This is a genomic window from Brevundimonas sp. (genome assembly GCF_035561115.1).
Lineage (GTDB): Bacteria > Pseudomonadota > Alphaproteobacteria > Caulobacterales > Caulobacteraceae > Brevundimonas.
On the sequence record NZ_DATMYH010000050.1, the window covers coordinates 1 to 16,073 of the forward strand.

Annotated in this window: 19 protein-coding genes and 1 pseudogene; 13 read left to right on the forward strand and 7 right to left on the reverse strand. The window is 69.0% G+C overall.

Annotated elements, in window-relative coordinates; all coding sequences use genetic code 11:
- The 5 genes and pseudogenes from VN378_RS06170 to VN378_RS06190 all read right to left on the reverse strand — a co-directional run.
- A pseudogene (locus VN378_RS06170) lies at positions 1–548 on the reverse strand (hypothetical protein); the annotation flags it as partial.
- A 101-nt stretch (positions 549–649) separates the two neighbouring features.
- Entirely contained in the window at positions 650–1,399 is a 750-nt protein-coding gene (locus VN378_RS06175; RefSeq protein ID WP_325741982.1) for an ABC transporter permease, read from the reverse strand.
- Positions 1,396–2,163 (reverse strand): ABC transporter ATP-binding protein, encoded by a 768-nt coding sequence (locus VN378_RS06180; protein WP_325741983.1) that lies wholly within the window; start codon positions 2,161–2,163, stop codon positions 1,396–1,398. Before VN378_RS06180 ends, VN378_RS06175 begins: the two co-directional genes overlap by 4 nt.
- Complete coding sequence (locus tag VN378_RS06185) at positions 2,156–3,196, reverse strand: ABC transporter substrate-binding protein (protein ID WP_325741984.1); 1,041 nt, start codon at positions 3,194–3,196, stop codon at positions 2,156–2,158. Before VN378_RS06185 ends, VN378_RS06180 begins: the two co-directional genes overlap by 8 nt.
- Positions 3,197–3,989: 793 nt before the next feature.
- The gene (locus tag VN378_RS06190) at positions 3,990–5,819 is read right to left on the reverse strand and encodes an ABC-F family ATP-binding cassette domain-containing protein (protein WP_325742118.1); all 1,830 of its coding nucleotides are present in this window, start codon (positions 5,817–5,819) and stop codon (positions 3,990–3,992) included.
- Positions 5,820–5,968: 149 nt separating this feature from the next.
- Between VN378_RS06190 and VN378_RS06195 the strand changes: the two genes are divergently transcribed.
- The 5 genes from VN378_RS06195 to VN378_RS06215 all read left to right on the forward strand — a co-directional run bounded on the left by VN378_RS06195 (position 5,969) and on the right by VN378_RS06215 (position 10,941).
- A complete protein-coding gene (locus VN378_RS06195) occupies positions 5,969–6,439 on the forward strand; it encodes a YcgN family cysteine cluster protein (RefSeq protein ID WP_325741985.1) in 471 nt (156 codons plus the stop codon).
- 34 nt (positions 6,440–6,473) lie between these two features.
- Positions 6,474–8,903 carry a PAS domain-containing protein gene (locus tag VN378_RS06200; protein WP_325741987.1) on the forward strand — a complete coding sequence of 810 codons (2,430 nt, stop codon included), beginning with the start codon at positions 6,474–6,476 and terminating at the stop codon, positions 8,901–8,903.
- Between the two features lie 192 nt (positions 8,904–9,095).
- A complete protein-coding gene (locus VN378_RS06205; RefSeq protein WP_325741989.1) occupies positions 9,096–10,256 on the forward strand; it encodes a phage portal protein in 1,161 nt (386 codons plus the stop codon).
- A gap of 23 nt (positions 10,257–10,279) precedes the next feature.
- Positions 10,280–10,483: a hypothetical protein gene (locus tag VN378_RS06210; protein ID WP_325741991.1), complete on the forward strand. Its 204-nt coding sequence runs from the start codon at positions 10,280–10,282 to the stop codon at positions 10,481–10,483.
- Positions 10,480–10,941: an HK97 family phage prohead protease gene (locus VN378_RS06215; RefSeq protein ID WP_325741993.1), complete on the forward strand. Its 462-nt coding sequence runs from the start codon at positions 10,480–10,482 to the stop codon at positions 10,939–10,941. The genes VN378_RS06210 and VN378_RS06215 overlap by 4 nt, the downstream gene beginning before the upstream one ends.
- Here the strand turns inward: VN378_RS06215 and VN378_RS06220 are convergent.
- The gene (locus VN378_RS06220) at positions 10,922–11,713 is read right to left on the reverse strand and encodes a hypothetical protein (protein ID WP_325741995.1); all 792 of its coding nucleotides are present in this window, start codon (positions 11,711–11,713) and stop codon (positions 10,922–10,924) included. The two genes, VN378_RS06215 and VN378_RS06220, sit on opposite strands and share 20 nt — an antisense overlap.
- A gap of 119 nt (positions 11,714–11,832) precedes the next feature.
- Here VN378_RS06220 and VN378_RS06225 point away from each other — a divergent pair, with 119 nt between their 5' ends.
- The 5 genes from VN378_RS06225 to VN378_RS06245 all read left to right on the forward strand — a co-directional run bounded on the left by VN378_RS06225 (position 11,833) and on the right by VN378_RS06245 (position 14,550).
- Positions 11,833–13,077, forward strand: coding sequence for a phage major capsid protein (locus VN378_RS06225; RefSeq protein WP_325741997.1), 1,245 nt, complete (start codon positions 11,833–11,835; stop codon positions 13,075–13,077).
- Between the two features lie 99 nt (positions 13,078–13,176).
- Positions 13,177–13,443: a head-tail connector protein gene (locus VN378_RS06230; protein WP_325741999.1), complete on the forward strand. Its 267-nt coding sequence runs from the start codon at positions 13,177–13,179 to the stop codon at positions 13,441–13,443.
- Entirely contained in the window at positions 13,440–13,733 is a 294-nt protein-coding gene (locus VN378_RS06235; protein ID WP_325742001.1) for a head-tail adaptor protein, read from the forward strand. The genes VN378_RS06230 and VN378_RS06235 overlap by 4 nt, the downstream gene beginning before the upstream one ends.
- Positions 13,730–14,137: a DUF3168 domain-containing protein gene (locus tag VN378_RS06240; RefSeq protein WP_325742003.1), complete on the forward strand. Its 408-nt coding sequence runs from the start codon at positions 13,730–13,732 to the stop codon at positions 14,135–14,137. Before VN378_RS06235 ends, VN378_RS06240 begins: the two co-directional genes overlap by 4 nt.
- Before the next feature lie 2 nt (positions 14,138–14,139).
- Positions 14,140–14,550: a phage major tail protein, TP901-1 family gene (locus VN378_RS06245; protein WP_325742005.1), complete on the forward strand. Its 411-nt coding sequence runs from the start codon at positions 14,140–14,142 to the stop codon at positions 14,548–14,550.
- Here VN378_RS06245 and VN378_RS06250 read toward each other — a convergent pair.
- The gene (locus VN378_RS06250) at positions 14,547–14,924 is read right to left on the reverse strand and encodes a hypothetical protein (protein ID WP_325742007.1); all 378 of its coding nucleotides are present in this window, start codon (positions 14,922–14,924) and stop codon (positions 14,547–14,549) included. The genes VN378_RS06245 and VN378_RS06250 overlap by 4 nt on opposite strands.
- Here VN378_RS06250 and VN378_RS06255 point away from each other — a divergent pair.
- From VN378_RS06255 to VN378_RS06265, 3 genes are read left to right on the forward strand one after another with little or no spacing between them, the layout of a single operon-like run.
- Positions 14,923–15,240 (forward strand): GTA-gp10 family protein, encoded by a 318-nt coding sequence (locus VN378_RS06255; RefSeq protein WP_325742009.1) that lies wholly within the window; start codon positions 14,923–14,925, stop codon positions 15,238–15,240. The two genes, VN378_RS06250 and VN378_RS06255, sit on opposite strands and share 2 nt — an antisense overlap.
- Before the next feature lie 17 nt (positions 15,241–15,257).
- Positions 15,258–15,413 carry a phage tail assembly chaperone gene (locus VN378_RS06260; protein ID WP_325742011.1) on the forward strand — a complete coding sequence of 52 codons (156 nt, stop codon included), beginning with the start codon at positions 15,258–15,260 and terminating at the stop codon, positions 15,411–15,413.
- Positions 15,406–15,939: a phage tail tape measure protein gene (locus tag VN378_RS06265; RefSeq protein WP_325742013.1), complete on the forward strand. Its 534-nt coding sequence runs from the start codon at positions 15,406–15,408 to the stop codon at positions 15,937–15,939. The genes VN378_RS06260 and VN378_RS06265 overlap by 8 nt, the downstream gene beginning before the upstream one ends.
- The last annotated feature ends 134 nt before the right edge of the window (positions 15,940–16,073 follow it).

The window sequence follows — 16,073 nt, forward strand, 5'->3', positions numbered from 1 at the left end:
GGCTCCGGCCGTTGCAGGCGGAAGATCGGCGCGTCGCGTCGCGGGGCCATGGGATCGGGCGGGTCGTTCCGCACCGGCTCTGCCGTGGAGGGCGCGGACGGATAGGCGATGTCGGCGGGAACGGGCTGACCGCTTCCGCCCTGGTCAGGGAGATATTCCGGCGTCGAGGCCGGACGAGGTTGCGGCGCGGCGCGGGCGGGAGCAGGCGCCGGGGCGGCCATCACCGGAGCGGGAGCGGGCGGCGGAGCCGGTTGCAGCCAGGCGTTGGCGGGGGTCAGTGTCCGGCGCGGCGCGGGCGCGGCCGCGGCGCGGGCCGGGACGGGTTCGACGGCGCCGAAGCCGCCGTGGGGAATGACGAGATTGGGGCGGCGCAGATCGCCGCGGGCTGTGGCGGGCGCGCCGGGCGGCGTCGCGGTCATGGTCCGGCCAGACCAGGAGAGCTGGCGCAGATCCTGCCGGACGGTCGGCGGCGACGTCTGGGCCACGGCCGCGCCGGCCAGCGTCGTGGCGGCGAGGAGTGCGATCGGGAGGCTGTGGGCGCGGCGCAAGGGGCGGCTCCGGACGCAAGGACTGGACGTCCACGCTAGTCGTCAGGGCCTTAAGGGGGGGCTAACGCGGCCCCTCCCGGGCACAGGAGCGAAACGGAAATTTACGTCCGCCGCCGAACGGCGCCTTCCAGCGCCCCGACCAGGGCGTTGAGCGTCAGACCCATCACCATCAACAGCGCCAGCGCCGCGAGCATGTCGGCGGTGCGCAGGCGATTGCCGGCCTCGAGCAGGCGCCACGCCAGCCCTTGGGTGGCGCCTGAGCCCGAGACGAATTCGGCCACGACCGCCCCGATCACCGCCAGACCGGAGGCGACCCGCAGCCCTTCGAGCATGAAGGGCAGGGCGGCGGGCAGGCGCAGGCGGATCAGGCGTTGCAGGGGCGTGGCGCCGTAGAGGTCGAACAATCGCTCCAGGTCCGGATCGGCGGCCTTGAGTCCGGTAAGGACGCCCGAGAACAGGGGGAAGAAGGCGACCGCCGCCGCCAGGGCGACGACGGCCCTGTCGGCGTGATCCAGCCCGGTCCAGATCAGCACGAGCGGGGCAATGGCGACGACCGGCGTCACCTGCAGGGCCACGGCCAGCGGCCGTACGGCCTGTTCAGCGGAGCGACTCAGCGACACTGTCAGCGCCAGGCCGCCGCCGAGAAGGGCGGCGACGATCAGGGCCTGAATCGCCATCCAGAACGTGGCGGCGGCCGAGCCGGCGAGCACCGGCGCCCGATCGACAAGGGCGATGGCGACCGCGCTGGGCGGGGGCAGGAAATAGCCGGGGACATGCAGCGCCCGGCAAGCGACCTCCCATACAGCCAGCAGCAGGGCGGTCAGCAGGAGGGGCGGGAAGAGACGCGTCATGCGGCCTCGCGCGACGAGGCCGTCATCGCATCGGCGAGGTCGTGGGCCAATCCCTCGACAGCCGCGCGATAGGCTCCGTCCATGCGCCAGCCCTCGGGGCGGGGCAGCGGGCCGGGCAAGGTTCGCGCCGCCGCGACCTGCCCGGTCGCCGTGTCCAGAACCAGGGCGCGGCCAGCGAGGTAGACGGCCTCCTCCACGTCGTGGGTGACGAAGACGATGGCGGGTCGGGGCGACCCGGCGCCCCACAGCCTGTGCAGGTCCTCGATCAGGCGGCGACGGGTGACGCTGTCGAGCGCCGCAAAGGGCTCGTCCAGCAGCAGCAAGTCGGGCTCGGTGACCAGCGCGCGGGCCAGGGAAACCCGCATGGCCATGCCGCCGGACAATTGACGCGGACGGGCGGTCAGACGATCGCCAAGGCCGACCGTGGCCAGCGCCTCATCCGCGCGGCGGCGGGCGTCGGAGGCGGCGACGCCGGCCAATTCCAGCGGCAGGGCGACGTTGGTCCGCGCGTCGGCCCAGGGCATCAGGGTGGCGGCCTGGAAGACGAAGCCGGTGCGGCCGGGCGCGGCGGCGCGATCGACCCGCCCCTCGGACGGCGGCTCCAGACCGGCCAGCAAGCGCAGGATGGTGGACTTTCCCGCGCCCGACGCTCCGACAAGGGCCACGATCTCGCCCGGGGCGATGGACAGGTCTATGGGCCCAATCGGCGGCCGGCCGGGATAGCGGACGACAGCGCCCGAAAGCGCAGCCGTCGCCTCAGCCACGGCCGGGCAGGTACTGGGTGGTGAAGGCCTTGCGCCAGTCCAGACCGGCCGGATAGACACCGGCGCCCGAGGTCACGTCGAAGAAGGCCTGCCAGCGTTCGGCGGTCATGGCGCCGAGACCATACAGGGCCGCGTCGCCGCCATCGACAATGCCGTTGGACTTCAGCTTGGCCCGGGCCTGATCGAGGACGTCCTGGGTCATCTCCGGGTTGTCCTTGCGGATCAGGGCGTCGGCGGCCTGGCCGTCGCCCTGGATGTAATCGCGCCAGCCTTCGGCCGAGCCGGCGATGAAGCTGCGCAGGGCCGCCGCATTGTCACGGGCGAAGGCGTCGGGGGCGAGGACCATGGTGGCGTAGGAGGGATAGCCCTCGTCGGCCAGCAGGAAGACCTTGGGTGTGAATCCGGCGGTCTTCTCGATCGTATAGGGTTCCGAGGTCAGATAGCCCTGCTGCACCGCCCGCTCGTCGGCGAGGAAGGGGGCCAGGTTGAAGGTGTATTTGCGCACCTGATCGTCGGTGAAGCCGTATTTGGCTTTCAGCCAGACCCAGAAGGCGGTGACCGAGGCGTCCGACAGCAGGAAGGGCCGGCCCTGAAGGTCAGCGATCGATTCCAGCGCCGGGTCGGGGTGGGCGATCAGGACCTGGGGGTCCTTCTGGAAGAAGGCGGCGACGGCCTTCACCGGCGCGCCCTCGGCGACAAGATTCATCGGGATGAAGCTGTTGGAGCCCATGCCCAGTTCGACAGCGCCCGACGCCAGCAGCTGGGGCACGTTCACGCCCGGGCCGCCCTGGATGATCTGGACGTTCAGGCCCCTCTTGGCGTAGGCCCCTGAGGCGAGGGCCTGGTAGAAGCCGCCGTGCTCGGCCTGGGCGCGCCAGTCGGTGGCGAAACGCAGGCGGACGCGGCCCTCCTCGTCGACGGGCGCCTCGGCGCGCTGGCAGGCCGAGACGGCCGCCGCAGCCGCCAGGGCGCCGGCGCCCGCGATCACGGCGCGGCGGTCAGGCCGGAAACGGCGATTCCCACGCAAGGTCATGGCCTTGGTTTACGGCCCCGCCGGGAGAAGGGAAAGGGGCGGTCTATGGCGCGTCAGGCTGCCGCGAGGGGCGCCGGGCACGGGACGCGCGAAATGTCCCGGAAGTCGCGACTTGTCCCGTATGTCACCGCCGACTTGTCGCGGTTGTGTCGCCCGGAATGTCCTGGTGCACGATGGCGCGGACAGCGTATTCCAGAGCGCGCCAGATCCGGAATTGAGCGAGGGGACGAAGGTCCCCGGCGAACCGGCTTCCCTCGTCCCCTCGCCAAGTCCGGGTTGGACTTGGCCATTGAGGTTCAAGACCCTGGCCTTGCATCAGCGGGGCGAACCCCGACGATGGTCGGCTGTATCCTGTCGCGCTCCTGGTCTCCGGCGTTCCACGAGGTCGAGCCCCGCGCCGTCCATCGATCCCGATCCGGTTCCCTCGGGGTTTTCTCCGGCCGAAGCCTTTGAAAAGTCCTTTGGGCCTTGATCCTGTCTCCCGTCCGTTAAGGTCGAAACCCCCCGGTGCGTTCGATCAGAGAGCCGGGCCGGTCCGCTTTGATCCCCGGGTCTCCCCGGATTTCCGCGCCGCCGTGTCCCTCGGCCTGATCAAGCTCGCTCCGATCCGCGGATGTGGCAAGCGGTCCGGAATGGCCGCCTGTGGACTGTGTTGGGGATAAAGTTTGCAGGGCGGGGACGGCGCTGTGCGGATTGGGCAATTTTCTGTTGCGCGTGAAGGTCTTGTGACTTCTGCACAGATCCGCGCGAAGCGGCGAAAATTCGTGCGTCGCGCGATGACTCGGAGCCGAAATCAGGCGCCGGCCAGGGCCTCGCGCTTCGCCTCGAGCTCCAGCCACTCCTCCTCCGCCGCAGCCAGAAGCGATCGGGCGCGGTCGGCGTTGGCGGTGGCGCGGTCGAAAGCCTTACGATCCCGGGCGTAGAGCCCGGGGTCGGCGAGGGTCGCCTCGTGGCGGGCGATGTCCTCGGGCAGGGAGGCGAGAAGGCCTTCCAGCTCTTTCAGGCGATGGGCGTCCTTGAACGTCAGCTTGCCGGGCTTTTTCGGCGCGGCGGCGACCGAGGCGGGCGCCGGAGCGGCGGCGGCGCGTTGGGCGGCGTCCTTGTCCTGCGGGCGCGGATTGGCCCCGGGCTGGAGGAAGCCGGGGTTCTGGCGGATGAAGTCGGTCCAGCCGCCGGGCGTTTCGACGATGTCGCCGCGACCGTTCATGGCGATGGTCGAGGTGGCCAGACGGTCGACGAAGTCGCGGTCGTGGCTGACCAGGATCAGGGTGCCGTCATAGGACTCGAGCAGCTCTTCCAGCTTGTCGAGCGTGTCCATATCCAGGTCGTTGGTCGGCTCGTCGAGGACCAGCATGTTGGCGGGCCTGGCCAAGGCGCGGGCCAGCAGCAGGCGGTTGCGCTCGCCGCCCGACAAGGTCGAGATCGGCTGGCGCAACTGGCCCTCCTGAAACAGGAAGTCCTTGGCGTAGGCCGCGACGTGTTTGGACACACCGCGCACCAGCACGCTGTCGCCGCCGCCGGGGGTCAGGGCGTCCCACAGGGTCATGTCGCTGCGCAGGCCTTCGCGCGACTGGTCTAGATAGACGGGCTCCAGATTGGCGCCCAGGCGGACCGTCCCGGCGTCGGGCTTGAGCTGGCCCAGCAGGATCTTGACCAGGGTGGTCTTGCCGGCGCCGTTGGGGCCGACGATGGCCAACCGGTCGCCGCGGATGACGCGGGTGCTGAAGGGCTTGATGACGGGGCGATCGCCGAATGATTTCGTCACGCCCTTGAGCTCGGCCACCAGCTTGCCGGACAGGGCGCCGGAATCGACGCCGAGGTTCAGTTCGCGGGGGATGTCCTTGACCCGCTCGGCGCGATCCTCGCGCATGGCGTTGAGGGCGCGGGCGCGTCCCTCGTTGCGGGTGCGCTGGGCGGTGATGGAGCGGTAGAAGGTGTAGGTCTCGCGCTCGATGGCCTTGTTCAGGCGGCGCAGGGACTCCGCTTCCTCTTCGAGAACCTTGTCGGCCCATTCGTCGAAGGCGGCGAAGCCCTTGTTGAGGGTGCGGACGCGGCGGCCTTCCAGCCAGTGGCAGGACTGTGTGACGCGGTTCAGGAAGGCGCGGTCGTGGCTGACGACCAGGACCGAGAAGCGGGCCTGGAGCAGTTCCTCCTCAAGCAGTTCGATGGCGAGGATGTCCAGGTGGTTGGTCGGCTCGTCCAGCAGCAGGAGGTCGGGTTCTTCGGCGAAGGCCTTGGCCAGGGCGGCGCGGCGGGTTTCGCCGCCGGACAGGTTCACGGCGGGCTTTTCCGGATCAAGGCCGAAGGTGGTCAGCCAGGCCTCGGCCGTCCAGCGTTCGGCGCCTTCGGAGGCGGCGTAGTCCAGCAGGGTATCGCCGGCGATGACCGGCTCCTGGGGCACATAGGCGAAGCGGGTGCCGGCCTGGACCGAGCGGTCGCCGGCGTCGGGCTCGATCAGGCCCATGACCATCTTCATCAGGGTCGACTTGCCGGCCCCGTTGCGGCCGACGAGGGCGGCGCGGGTGCGCGGCTCGACGGCGATGTCGACGCCGTCGAACAGCGGGCGCTGGCCATCCTGGAGGCGGACGTTCTTGAGGGCGACGAGAGGAGGACGGGGAGCCATGGAAACCCTGGACACGCGGACGAGGTTGGGGGGCGGCGAGGAGGTCGCGCGGTCGAAGGCGGCCATATAGGGCGTGCCGGCCTTCATGACCACCGACAGGCGGCGTCTTGTGCGAGACAGGCCGACCCGAAGGGTTTAACAGGCCGCCGATGGAACGGCCCTTCTGGCAAACCAAGCGACTGGAGCAGATGACCCGCGAGGAGTGGGAAAGCCTGTGCGACGGTTGCGGCCTGTGCTGCCTAGTGCGGTTCGAGGACGAGGACACCGGCGAAGTCGTACCGACGCGGGTTCACTGCAAGCTGTTCGATGCAGAGCGCTGCACCTGCACCGACTACGCCAATCGCCGCGAGCATGTGCCGGACTGCATCAAGCTGACGCCATGGAACATCGAGGCCCTGAGGTGGATGCCGTTGTCCTGCGGGTACCGCCGCATCAACGAGGGCCGGGGTTTGGCGGATTGGCATCCCCTCGTGTCGGGGGACCCTGAGAGCGTGCATTCAGCCGGCGTTTCGGTGCGGGGACAGACAGTTTCGGAACTGGCGCTGAACGCGGCGGAGGACGCTTTGGACTTCGAGGCGCCGGAGTGGATGGCCGAGCGCGGCGGCGACCGGAACCGCTAACCGAAACTTCGTTGTTCGAGCGCAAACTGCCTGTATGGGAGCGAAGCGTTCGAAAACGCTGCGGAAAGCGGCGGCGAGCCGACTGGACCTGGAAAGCCCGTTCGATCGGCTGACGGCGCTGGCCTGCGCCATGTTCGACATGCCCCACGCCATGATCGGCGTTTGCGACGGCGACCGGACCGTATTTCGAGCGAACGTCGGCCTGGGTCAGAGCGAGATGCCTCGCGGTCTGACGGCGACCAACATGGTGGCCAGCCTGGGCCCGGGCGCGGTGTTGGTGATCGAGGACGCCCTGGCGGACGAACGGGTCCGCAACCACCCGATGGTGGCGGGGAAACCTCACCTGCGGTTCTTCGCCGGCGTCGGCGTCGTCAACGCCGTCGGCGAGAGCGTGGGCGCCATCGGCGTGATGGACACGCGGGCCCGCTCGCGGCCGAGCGACGCCGAGATCGAGAACCTGAAATTGCTTGCTCGCATGGCGGGTGAAATCCTCGACCGGGCGGAGGCCGCCCGGCAACAGGAGGAGCAGCTGGAATTACTCCGTCTGACGGAGCAGATGGCCGGCGTCGGGCGCTGGCGGATGGACGCCGAGACGTTCAAATCGACCTGGTCGGACCGGGTCTACGCCATCTATGGCGTGACGCCGGAGACCTTCGATCCCGGCCTCGACGACGCGATCGCATTCTTCCACCCCGAGGACCGGGCGAGGGTCCAGGAGGCCGTCATACGCGGCTTGCAGACCGGCGAGGGCTTTCGGACGCGAGCCCGCCTGATCCGGGCTGACGGCCTGGAGCGGCTGGTCGAGACGCACGCCAAGACCGAGCGGGGCCCCGACGGACGCGTCAAGGCGATGATCGGCGTGTTCCAGGACGTGACCGAGGCGGAACAGGCGGTGCTGCGAATTACCGAAAGCGAGCGTCGCTACCGGCTGCTGGCCTCCCGGGTGACGGATGTGATCGTCACCTACGGCGTGGACGGCCTGGTCACCTATGTGTCGCCGTCGCTTGAGGCCGCGACCGGCTACCCGCCCGAGGCGCTGATGGGGCGGCCGGCCACCTCGCTCATCCATCCTGACGACATTCCCGCCCTGACCGAAAGCTTCCGGGAATTCGTCAAGGCGCCGCCCGAATACTCGCAGCGGGGCGTGACATATCGCGGCTTGCCGCGCGACGGTGAGGTGCGCTGGTTCGAGGCGCGGACCTCCATCATCCGCGACGATAACGGCCGGGTGATCGAATTCCAGGATGTGGTCCGCGACGTCACCGACACCAAGCGTCTGGAGGAGGCGCTGATCGAGGCCCGAGACCGGGCCGAGGCCGGGGCGCAGGCCAAATCGGAATTTCTGGCCAATATGAGCCACGAGTTGCGGACGCCGCTGACCAGCGTGATCGGCTTCTCGGGATTGCTGGAGGCGAGTGCGAACCTGCCCCCGGCCGAGCGCATGTGGGCCAACCGGATCGCAACGGCGAGCGATGCGCTGCTGGGCGTGATCAACGACATCCTGGATTATTCCAAGCTGGAAGCGGACGCAGTCGACCTGGATCCGCAGCCGTTCGATCCCCGCGCCATGGCGGAGGGCGCCGCGGCGATCGTGGAATCGCAATGCCTGGCCCGGGGCCTGACCCTGACCGTCGATGTCGCGGCTGGCCTGCCCGCCGCGCTGATGGGCGACGAGGGGCGGCTGCGCCAGGTGACGCTGAACTTCCTGTCCAACGCGGTGAAATTCACCTCGACCGGGGATATCCGGCTGACGGTCGCCGAGGATTCCGGGCAGCTGAGGGTGGCGGTGAGCGACAGCGGCATCGGCATCGCTCCGGAAAAGATCAGCCAGTTGTTCGACCGGTTCACCCAGGCCGACGCATCGACCACCCGGGTCTACGGGGGAACCGGCCTGGGCCTGGCGATTTCGCACCGTCTGATCGAGATGATGGGCGGAGAGATCGGGGCCGATAGCACGCCGGGAGAGGGCTCGACCTTCTGGTTCAGGATTCCCATGCGTTCCGCGACGACGACGGAAATGCAGGCCGACCCGACGGAGATGGCTGACCCGGCGGGGCTGCGGGTGTTGCTGGCGGACGACGCCTCGGCGAACCGGGAACTGGTCGCTGCGATCATGGGCGGGCTCGGCGTGGATCTGGACACGGTGTGCAACGGAGCGGAAGCGGTGGAAGCCGCCCGGTCGGGCGACTACGACCTGATCCTGATGGACGTCCACATGCCGGTTATGGACGGACTGGCGGCGACGCGGGCCATCCGGGGCATGGGCGGCGCTGTGGCGCGGACGCCGATCGTGGCCCTGACCGCGAATGTCCAACCCGACCATGTGGAGCGTTGCCTGGCGGCGGGGATGAACGGGCATGTCGGCAAGCCCATTCAGCTGGCGGAACTGCTGACCGCCATGAATCGCGCCATGCAAGCCGCCCGTGACGGCGCAGAGTCAGAAGCGGATGAGGCCGCAGCGTGAAGCTGTGCTGACAGTTCGCGAATCTATAGTCGGATTCAGAAAATAATATCCTGTTGAAACAACGAGATGTGCTTTTCTCGATTCCGTCTGCCAGCCTTGGTGCGCTGGTCCGGTATTGTTTTGGCATGACGGGAAATCGGGCCCGACGGAGCGCACGGACGCTCTGAGACGAAACTTTCGGGAAGGACGAGGATGCAAAAGCTGCGCTGGCCGATGAGCCGCCGCGGGCGTGAAGCCGCGCCCGAAATCAAGGACAGCCGCGCTGGGCCGCTGATCGCTCTGACCAGCGGGGGGCGCGCCAGATGGACCCCGCGCGACTACGCCCATCTGGCGGTCGAAGGGTTTGGAAAGAACGCGGTGGCCTATCGCTGCGTGCGAATGATCGCCGAGGCGGCGGCTTCGACGCCGCTCCTGGTGTTCGCGGATGGCGCGAGGACAGCAGACCATCCGCTGGCCCGGCTCCTGGCGCGGCCCAATCCCGAACAGTCGGGGACGGAGTGGCTGGAGGCGCTGTACGGGGCCTTGCAGACGGCGGGCAACGCCTATGTCGAAGCGGTCGGCGACGCCCGGCCGGAGGAACTTTGGACCTTGCGCCCTGACCGGGTGAAGGTGGCGCCCGGCCGGTCGGGATGGGCCGAGGCGTACGACTATTCCGTGGACGGACGCTCGATAAGGATCGGACGGGCGGCGGACGGCTGGATGCCGGTGATGCAGCTGAAGCTGTTTCATCCGACGGACGATCACTACGGGTTTTCACCACTGGAGGCGGCGGCATCGGCGATCGATGTGCACAATGCGTCGGGGGCCTGGAACAAGGCGCTGCTGGACAATGCTGCGCGCCCGTCCGGCGCCCTGGTTTACGGGGCCAAGGATGGGGAGCGGCTGACCGCCGAGCAGTTCGAAAGTCTGCGGGCGCAGGTCAGCGAGAGTCATTCGGGGACCATGAACGCCGGACGGCCCATGATCCTGGAAGGCGGGCTGGACTGGAAGCCCATGAGCTGGACGCCCTCCGATATGGACTTCATCGCCGGCAAGCATGCGGCGGCGCGCGAGATCGCCCTGGCGTTCGGGACGCCGCCGCAGTTGCTGGGAATTCCCGGGGACGCGACCTACGCCAACTATCGGGAGGCCAATGCAGCCTTCTGGCGGGAGACCATAGTTCCGCTCGTCAGGAAGACGGCGGCGGCGTTGACCAACTGGTTGCAACCAAAGTTTCAGGGCTGTCGTATCGAGGCCGATCTGGAAGCGCTGCCGGCCCTCCAGCCCGAGCGTGATGCGCTGTGGGCTCGGCTGAGCGCGGCAAGTTTCCTGACCGATGACGAGCGGCGGCGCATGGCGGGAGTGGGCGATTGATGGAAGGCTTCAAGAGGATTCCCGTGGCGCTGATCGCGACCCTGGCGGTGCAGACGATCGGCGGCCTGGTCTGGGCGGGCGGAGCGGCGGCGCGGATCGCAACGCTGGAAGAACGGGTCGCGGAGCAGCGGCTGGTGGCCGAGCGGCTGGCGCGGCTGGAAGAACAGAGCGTGGCGACGCGCACGGCGGTGGAGCGGATCGAGGAAAGGCTGGAGGGCTGGGGATGACGGCGGCCGACGGGGCTGGAGCGGGCCTGAGGATTGCGGGTTATGCTTCGCTGTGGGGCGTAGCGGATCTCAACGGCGACGTGCTGGCCAAGGGCGCCTTCGCGGCCAGTCTGAGGAAGACCGGGGCTCGGGCGGTGAGGATGCTGCACCAGCACGAAAGCCGGGCGGTCGTCGGAGTTTGGGACGAGATGGCCGAGGACGAGCAAGGTCTGTTCGTCCGCGGCCGGATCATGGACTGGTCGCCCGACGCGCGGTTCGCCGGCGCGTTGTCGAAGGCGGGTGCGCTGGACGGGTTGTCGATCGGGTTCCGCAGCAACCGCGCGCGGCGCGAGGGGCGGCTGCGGGTGCTGGTCGAGGTAGAGCTGTGGGAGGTGTCGCTGGTGACCTTCCCGATGCTGCCGGGAGCGCGGTTCACGGTGAACGAGGGGATGGGCGTGGTCAGGATTGCGGCGGATTGAGCTCGCGGTTTCGCCGGGTGTCGACGAGACGCTGGATCGTCGAGAGGACCGCAGGTTTCTGAACCCAGCGGGCCAGTATGACGGCGCCAAAGACGGCGAGGGCCAAAGGCAGACGAAACACCAGGGACGCAACCAACGCGACGATTGCGATAACGACCCAGACGCCGACCAACAGCGAGGTTCGGGATTCCTCTGCGTCAGCGGGCGCCGCGTCGGTCGTTCGAACCGGGAAGAGATTTTCCACCGGGTCTGGCGGCGAGGCGTTCTGGACGCCCCGGGGGGCGTCAAGGTTGACGAAAGATGGCTCGAACGTCGCCGCCGGGACGGGGTCGGCATGGATTTGCGGGTCCGGCGACGGGCCGGGCGGCATGAGGGCGGCGGGGTCGAAAGCGACCGACTCGCCGTGCGCATCCACGGTGAAGACCTGGTCGAAAGGAACAGTGGCGAAGTCGATGTCGCGGGTGTCCTGACCGTAGGCGTCGCCGAACAGATAGAGCAGCCGGCCGGCGCGCAGTTCGACCTGGAAGGCGACGGGATCGGGCAGATCGCCGACCATGGCGTGGACCGTGCCGAACCGGCCCGTCGGGGTGGTCAATGGCGCGGGGCGGGTCCGATCGACGATCACCTCCGTGAACAGGCCCGAGCCGGTGTTGCGTCGTTGGCCGGGCAGACTTTCGGCGAACTGGCCGGCGAGGTCGGGCGCGGTGTCGCCCAGCTCCCAGACGAGGGCGTCAACGACAGCGCTTTCGAGCGGAGTGAAGCGGGGGCTCACCCGCTGTCTCGCGACGGCTCGACCCATGACCGCAGAGCCGGCAACGACGACAATTTTCCAAGAAGGCGGTCCACGCCTCGAACCTAACCGCAACCCGCGGTTCTTCAACCGGAGATATTATGAAAGAGACCAAACAGGCCCCGGCCACGCCGGAGGCGCGCGCCGCCATGCATGAAATGATGGCGGCGTTCGAGGCGTTCAAAGGGGCCAATGACGCCCGACTGGACGAGATCGAAAGGAAGGCCTCGGCCGACTCCCTGCTGGAGGAGAAGGTGGCGCGGATCGACCAGGCGGTGTCGAGCGCCCAGGCGCGGCTGGATCGGGTGGTGTCGGAAGGCCGACGACCGGAGCTGGGACTGACCTCTTCCATTCGCTTCCCCGCCTCCTCCAACGAGGAAGGATTGGAGGAGAAGGCGGCGTTTGACGGGTATCTGAAGACGGGCGCCTCGTTCGGACTGGAGCTGAAGGCCGGGTTGAGCACAGCGTCCAACTCGGCCGGCTATGTCGTGCCCGAACAGACCGAGCGGGCCATCGACCGGCGACTGATGGCGGGGTCGCCGATGCGCGAGATCGCCACGGTGCGCACTGTGGGCGCAGGCGTGTTCCGCAAGCCGGTTTCGACGGCAGGCGTGGCCGCGGGCTGGGTGGCCGAGACAGCGGCGAGACCGGAGACGGATCCGGCTACCCTGGCGCTGCTGGAGTTCCCGTCGGCTGATCTTTACGCCAATCCCGCGGCGACCCAGTCACTGCTGGACGACGCCCTGATCGACCTGGACGAATGGCTGGCGGCCGAGGTCGAGGATGCGTTCGCAGCGCAGGAGACCGCGGCTTTCGTCAATGGCGACGGGATCAACAAGCCCAGGGGGTTTCTGAGTTATCCGATCGTGGCCGACGCCGGCGTCGCGTGGGGCGAGATCGGCTATGTGGCGTCGGGCGCGGCCGGCGCCTTCGTCTCGGGCAGTCCGTCTGATCGGCTGATCGACCTGGTCTATGCGCCGAAGGCCCAGTATCGGCCGAACGGGCGGTTCGTGATGAACCGCAAGACGGTCTCGGCGGTGCGCAAATTCAAGGACGCCGACGGCAACTACATCTGGCAGCCGGCGCAGCGGGCGGGGGAGACGGCGAGTCTGCTCGGTTATCGCGTGACAGAGATCGAAACCATGCCGGACATCGCAGCCAACAGCGCGGCCATCGCGTTCGGCGACTTCCAGCGCGGCTATCTGATCGTCGACCGGGCCGGCGTCCGGGTGCTGAGAGACCCCTATTCGGCCAAGCCCTATGTCCTGTTCTACACGACCAAGCGGGTCGGCGGCGGGGTGCAGAATTTCGACGCCATCAAGGTGATGAAGTTCGCGGTGAGCTAGCCCTCAGGGCAACAGGCAGCAGGCAACAGTGAGCACGGACGGGATCCTGCCGTCTGTTCACCGTGCCTGTTGCCTTCCTTTCAGAAAATGAGGTTATCCATGACCGAACCCGTCGCCCTGGCGGAGGCGAAGCTGTTCCTGCGCGTCGAGCATGATGCGGAGGATGCGCTGATCCAGGCGCTGATCGATGCAGCCCGGGCGCGGGTCGAGGGCGAAGCGGGGGTGACCCTGCTGTCGACCAGTCCCGCGCCGCTGAGGCTGGCCATCCTGATGTTGACCCTGCGGGCCTATGAACGCGGTGACCGGGAGATGCCGGTCTCGCCGGTCGAGGCCTGGATCGCGCCGTATCGCGTGGTGCGGCTGTGAGGGCGCTGGCGGACCTGTTCGAGCCGCTGGAGACCGAGACGCCTTATGGCGGGCGGGCGGTCAGTTGGGAGCCTATGGGGTCGGCCTGGCTGAAGCTGGGCGCCCGGCGGCGGCGCGAAAAGGCGGAGCCCGGCGGAACGCGGACCGTCGAAACGACGACGGCCGAGACACGGTCGGACGCGCGGCTGACGGCGGGTCGGATGCTCAGGTTCGGCGGCGGCGACTGGCGGATCCTCTCGGGCGAAACCGTTGGCGGTCAAGCGATCCTCAATCTGGAGCGGATGCGATGAGCGCGCATGAAATGGCGCTGCAGAAGGCGCTGATCGCGCATCTTCAAGGGGCTGCGGCGGTACAGGCGCTGCTGGGCGCACCGGCGCGGATCTGGGATGCGCCGCCGGATCGGCCGGCGTTTCCGCACCTGCTGATCGGCCGCAGTGAAAGTCGTCCGGTGCGGGCGGACGGCGGTGGCGTCGAGCACGCCCTGACGCTGACGATCGTGTCGCGGTTTCGCGGGACGGAGGAGGCCAAGGCCGTGCTGGCGGCGGTGCGGCTTCGGCTGGCCGACGCCGCAGTCGAGGCAGACGGGGTGCGGACGACGGCCCTGCGGGTCTCGTTCGCGGACGTATTTCCCGGCGCCGACGGCGCGCGGACATTCGCGGTGCTGCGCGTGCGCGCCGTCACAGAGGAGATCTGAACATGGCGGCGCAACGGGGCAAGGACATCCTGCTGAAGATCGAGGGCGCGCCTGGCGTATTCACGACGGTGGCGGGATTGAGGGCGCGGACGATCAGCCTGAACGCCCGTACCGTTGACGCGACTGACGGCGACAGCGCAGGGCGGTGGCGCGAGCTGCTGGGCGGCGCGGGAGTCAGGTCGGCGGCGGTGGCGGGCCAGGGCATTTTTCGCGACGCGGCGTCGGACACCCTGATCCGTGAAGCCTTCTTCAACCAGACCGCGCGGATCTGGAGGCTGATCGTGCCGGATTTCGGCGTGCTGGAGGGAGCGTTCCTGGTGGCCGCGCTGGAATACGCCGGCGAGCATGAAGGCGAGGCGACCTTCGCGGTCAGTCTGGCCAGCGCGGGAGAAATAACCTTCGCGGCGCTCTAGCGCCCGGACCGCAGCATCTCGACGTTCCAGGCGGCTGCGTAGGCGTGAGCGGCCTCGTTGAAGGCGCGTTCGTGATCGGACCGATAGTGATCGGATGTCCCGGCGATGATGCGGTAGCCGAGGCGGTCGGCGTCCGCGCCGCTCGCGCGGGGGAAGATCAACGCATAGCCCAGGACAGCATAGAGGCGATGCTCGCCGGCGGCCCGCGCCCGACGCGCCTGCGCGGGGGCGGACGCGGAATCGAGCTGGGCGAGGGTGAAGAGTGCGGGCTCCAGGGCGGCTCCCTGCGTCGGGCCAGGCGCCGAACCGTCGGTAGGCGGCGCGGCGCAGGCGGCCACGGCCAAAAGCGAAACAGCGACGGAGACACGAACCATGGCGGATACTCGTTACGGCGGACGGGGCGTGAACGCAGCCAGAGGCGAGGTCGTTGCCGAACTGGCTGGAGCCGGGCGGCGGCTGTGCCTGACGCTGGGGGCGCTGGCGGAGATCGAAACGGCGCTGGGACTGGAGTCCGTCAACGCGCTGGCTGACCGGATGCGGGCGCTGTCCGGGCGGGATCTGGCGGCGGTGCTGGCGGCCTTGCTGCGCGGCGGCGGCGAGTGGGCGCTCGCGGCAGACCTGGACCGGGCGGCTATCGACCCGCGCGAAGCGGCGGAGGCGGTGGCCAAGGCCTTCGCGGCAGCGGCGTGAAGACGCCATGGAGCGAGATGGCTCGGACCGCGGCGAGGCTGGGTGTCGCCCCCGATGCGTTCTGGCGGCTGTCACTAAAGGAATGGCGCATGCTGACCGATCGGCCCGCGAACGCGGGGCCGATCGATCGCGGCGATCTTATGCGGATGACGGAGGCGTGGCCGGATGAGTGACAGTTTCGAACCGGCCGGTCTGGACGCGGTGCCGATCAAGGCCGCCGAGGCGGCTGCGGCGCTTGAAGGGTTGCGTGAGCCGGCCGAGCGGGCGGCCGCCTCGATCGAGGATGCCTTCGGTCGGGCGGGGGAGAGCCTGACCCGGTCCCTGGCGCGGGCGGCGGCCGACGGGGAGGTGACGCTGGCCGAACTGGCGCGGGCGATGCTGGCGGCGGTGAACGCAGCGGCCGGATCGGGCGGCGGCGGGGGCGGGCTGTCTGACGCCATCGCCCAAGCGGTGCGGACGATCTTTTCAGGCACGCGCGCGGACGGCGGGCCCGTCGCGGGCGGCGGCGGCTATCTGGTCGGCGAGCGGGGGCCCGAGGTGTTCCGTCCCTCGGGGGCAGGGACCATCGAGCCGGTCGGCGGCTCCGGCGTGACCGTCAACGTCCGCATCGACGGCGGTGCGCAGGGCCTGTTGCGGTCGGAAGCCCAGATCGCCCAGATGCTTGCGCGCGCCGTATCATTGGGCGCGCGCAAGTTCTGAGAGCGTCGACAGCGTCAGAGGCCTTTGGGATTCGGTCCGAAGCGGTTGTCGCCTGGCTGGCTGTCGGTGATGCCGATCCAAAGCAGGAAGCCAGGATTGACCAAGCCGATCAGGACGAACAGGCCCGGAGCCGA

Excerpts from the sequence above, each read along its gene's own strand:
- VN378_RS06175 (WP_325741982.1), bottom strand. The coding sequence starts at position 1,399 with ATGACGCGTCTCTTCCCGCCCCTCCTGCTGACCGCCCTGCTGCTGGCT.
- VN378_RS06185 (WP_325741984.1), bottom strand. The coding sequence starts at position 3,196 with ATGACCTTGCGTGGGAATCGCCGTTTCCGGCCTGACCGCCGCGCCGTG.
- VN378_RS06190 (WP_325742118.1), bottom strand. The coding sequence starts at position 5,819 with ATGGCTCCCCGTCCTCCTCTCGTCGCCCTCAAGAACGTCCGCCTCCAG.
- VN378_RS06195 (WP_325741985.1), top strand. The coding sequence starts at position 5,969 with ATGGAACGGCCCTTCTGGCAAACCAAGCGACTGGAGCAGATGACCCGC.
- VN378_RS06200 (WP_325741987.1), top strand. The coding sequence starts at position 6,474 with ATGGGAGCGAAGCGTTCGAAAACGCTGCGGAAAGCGGCGGCGAGCCGA.
- VN378_RS06205 (WP_325741989.1), top strand. The coding sequence starts at position 9,096 with ATGCAAAAGCTGCGCTGGCCGATGAGCCGCCGCGGGCGTGAAGCCGCG.
- VN378_RS06215 (WP_325741993.1), top strand. The coding sequence starts at position 10,480 with ATGACGGCGGCCGACGGGGCTGGAGCGGGCCTGAGGATTGCGGGTTAT.
- VN378_RS06225 (WP_325741997.1), top strand. The coding sequence starts at position 11,833 with ATGAAAGAGACCAAACAGGCCCCGGCCACGCCGGAGGCGCGCGCCGCC.
- VN378_RS06230 (WP_325741999.1), top strand. The coding sequence starts at position 13,177 with ATGACCGAACCCGTCGCCCTGGCGGAGGCGAAGCTGTTCCTGCGCGTC.
- VN378_RS06240 (WP_325742003.1), top strand. The coding sequence starts at position 13,730 with ATGAGCGCGCATGAAATGGCGCTGCAGAAGGCGCTGATCGCGCATCTT.
- VN378_RS06245 (WP_325742005.1), top strand. The coding sequence starts at position 14,140 with ATGGCGGCGCAACGGGGCAAGGACATCCTGCTGAAGATCGAGGGCGCG.
- VN378_RS06255 (WP_325742009.1), top strand. The coding sequence starts at position 14,923 with ATGGCGGATACTCGTTACGGCGGACGGGGCGTGAACGCAGCCAGAGGC.
- VN378_RS06250 (WP_325742007.1), bottom strand. The coding sequence starts at position 14,924 with ATGGTTCGTGTCTCCGTCGCTGTTTCGCTTTTGGCCGTGGCCGCCTGC.
- VN378_RS06260 (WP_325742011.1), top strand. The coding sequence starts at position 15,258 with ATGGCTCGGACCGCGGCGAGGCTGGGTGTCGCCCCCGATGCGTTCTGG.
- VN378_RS06265 (WP_325742013.1), top strand. The coding sequence starts at position 15,406 with ATGAGTGACAGTTTCGAACCGGCCGGTCTGGACGCGGTGCCGATCAAG.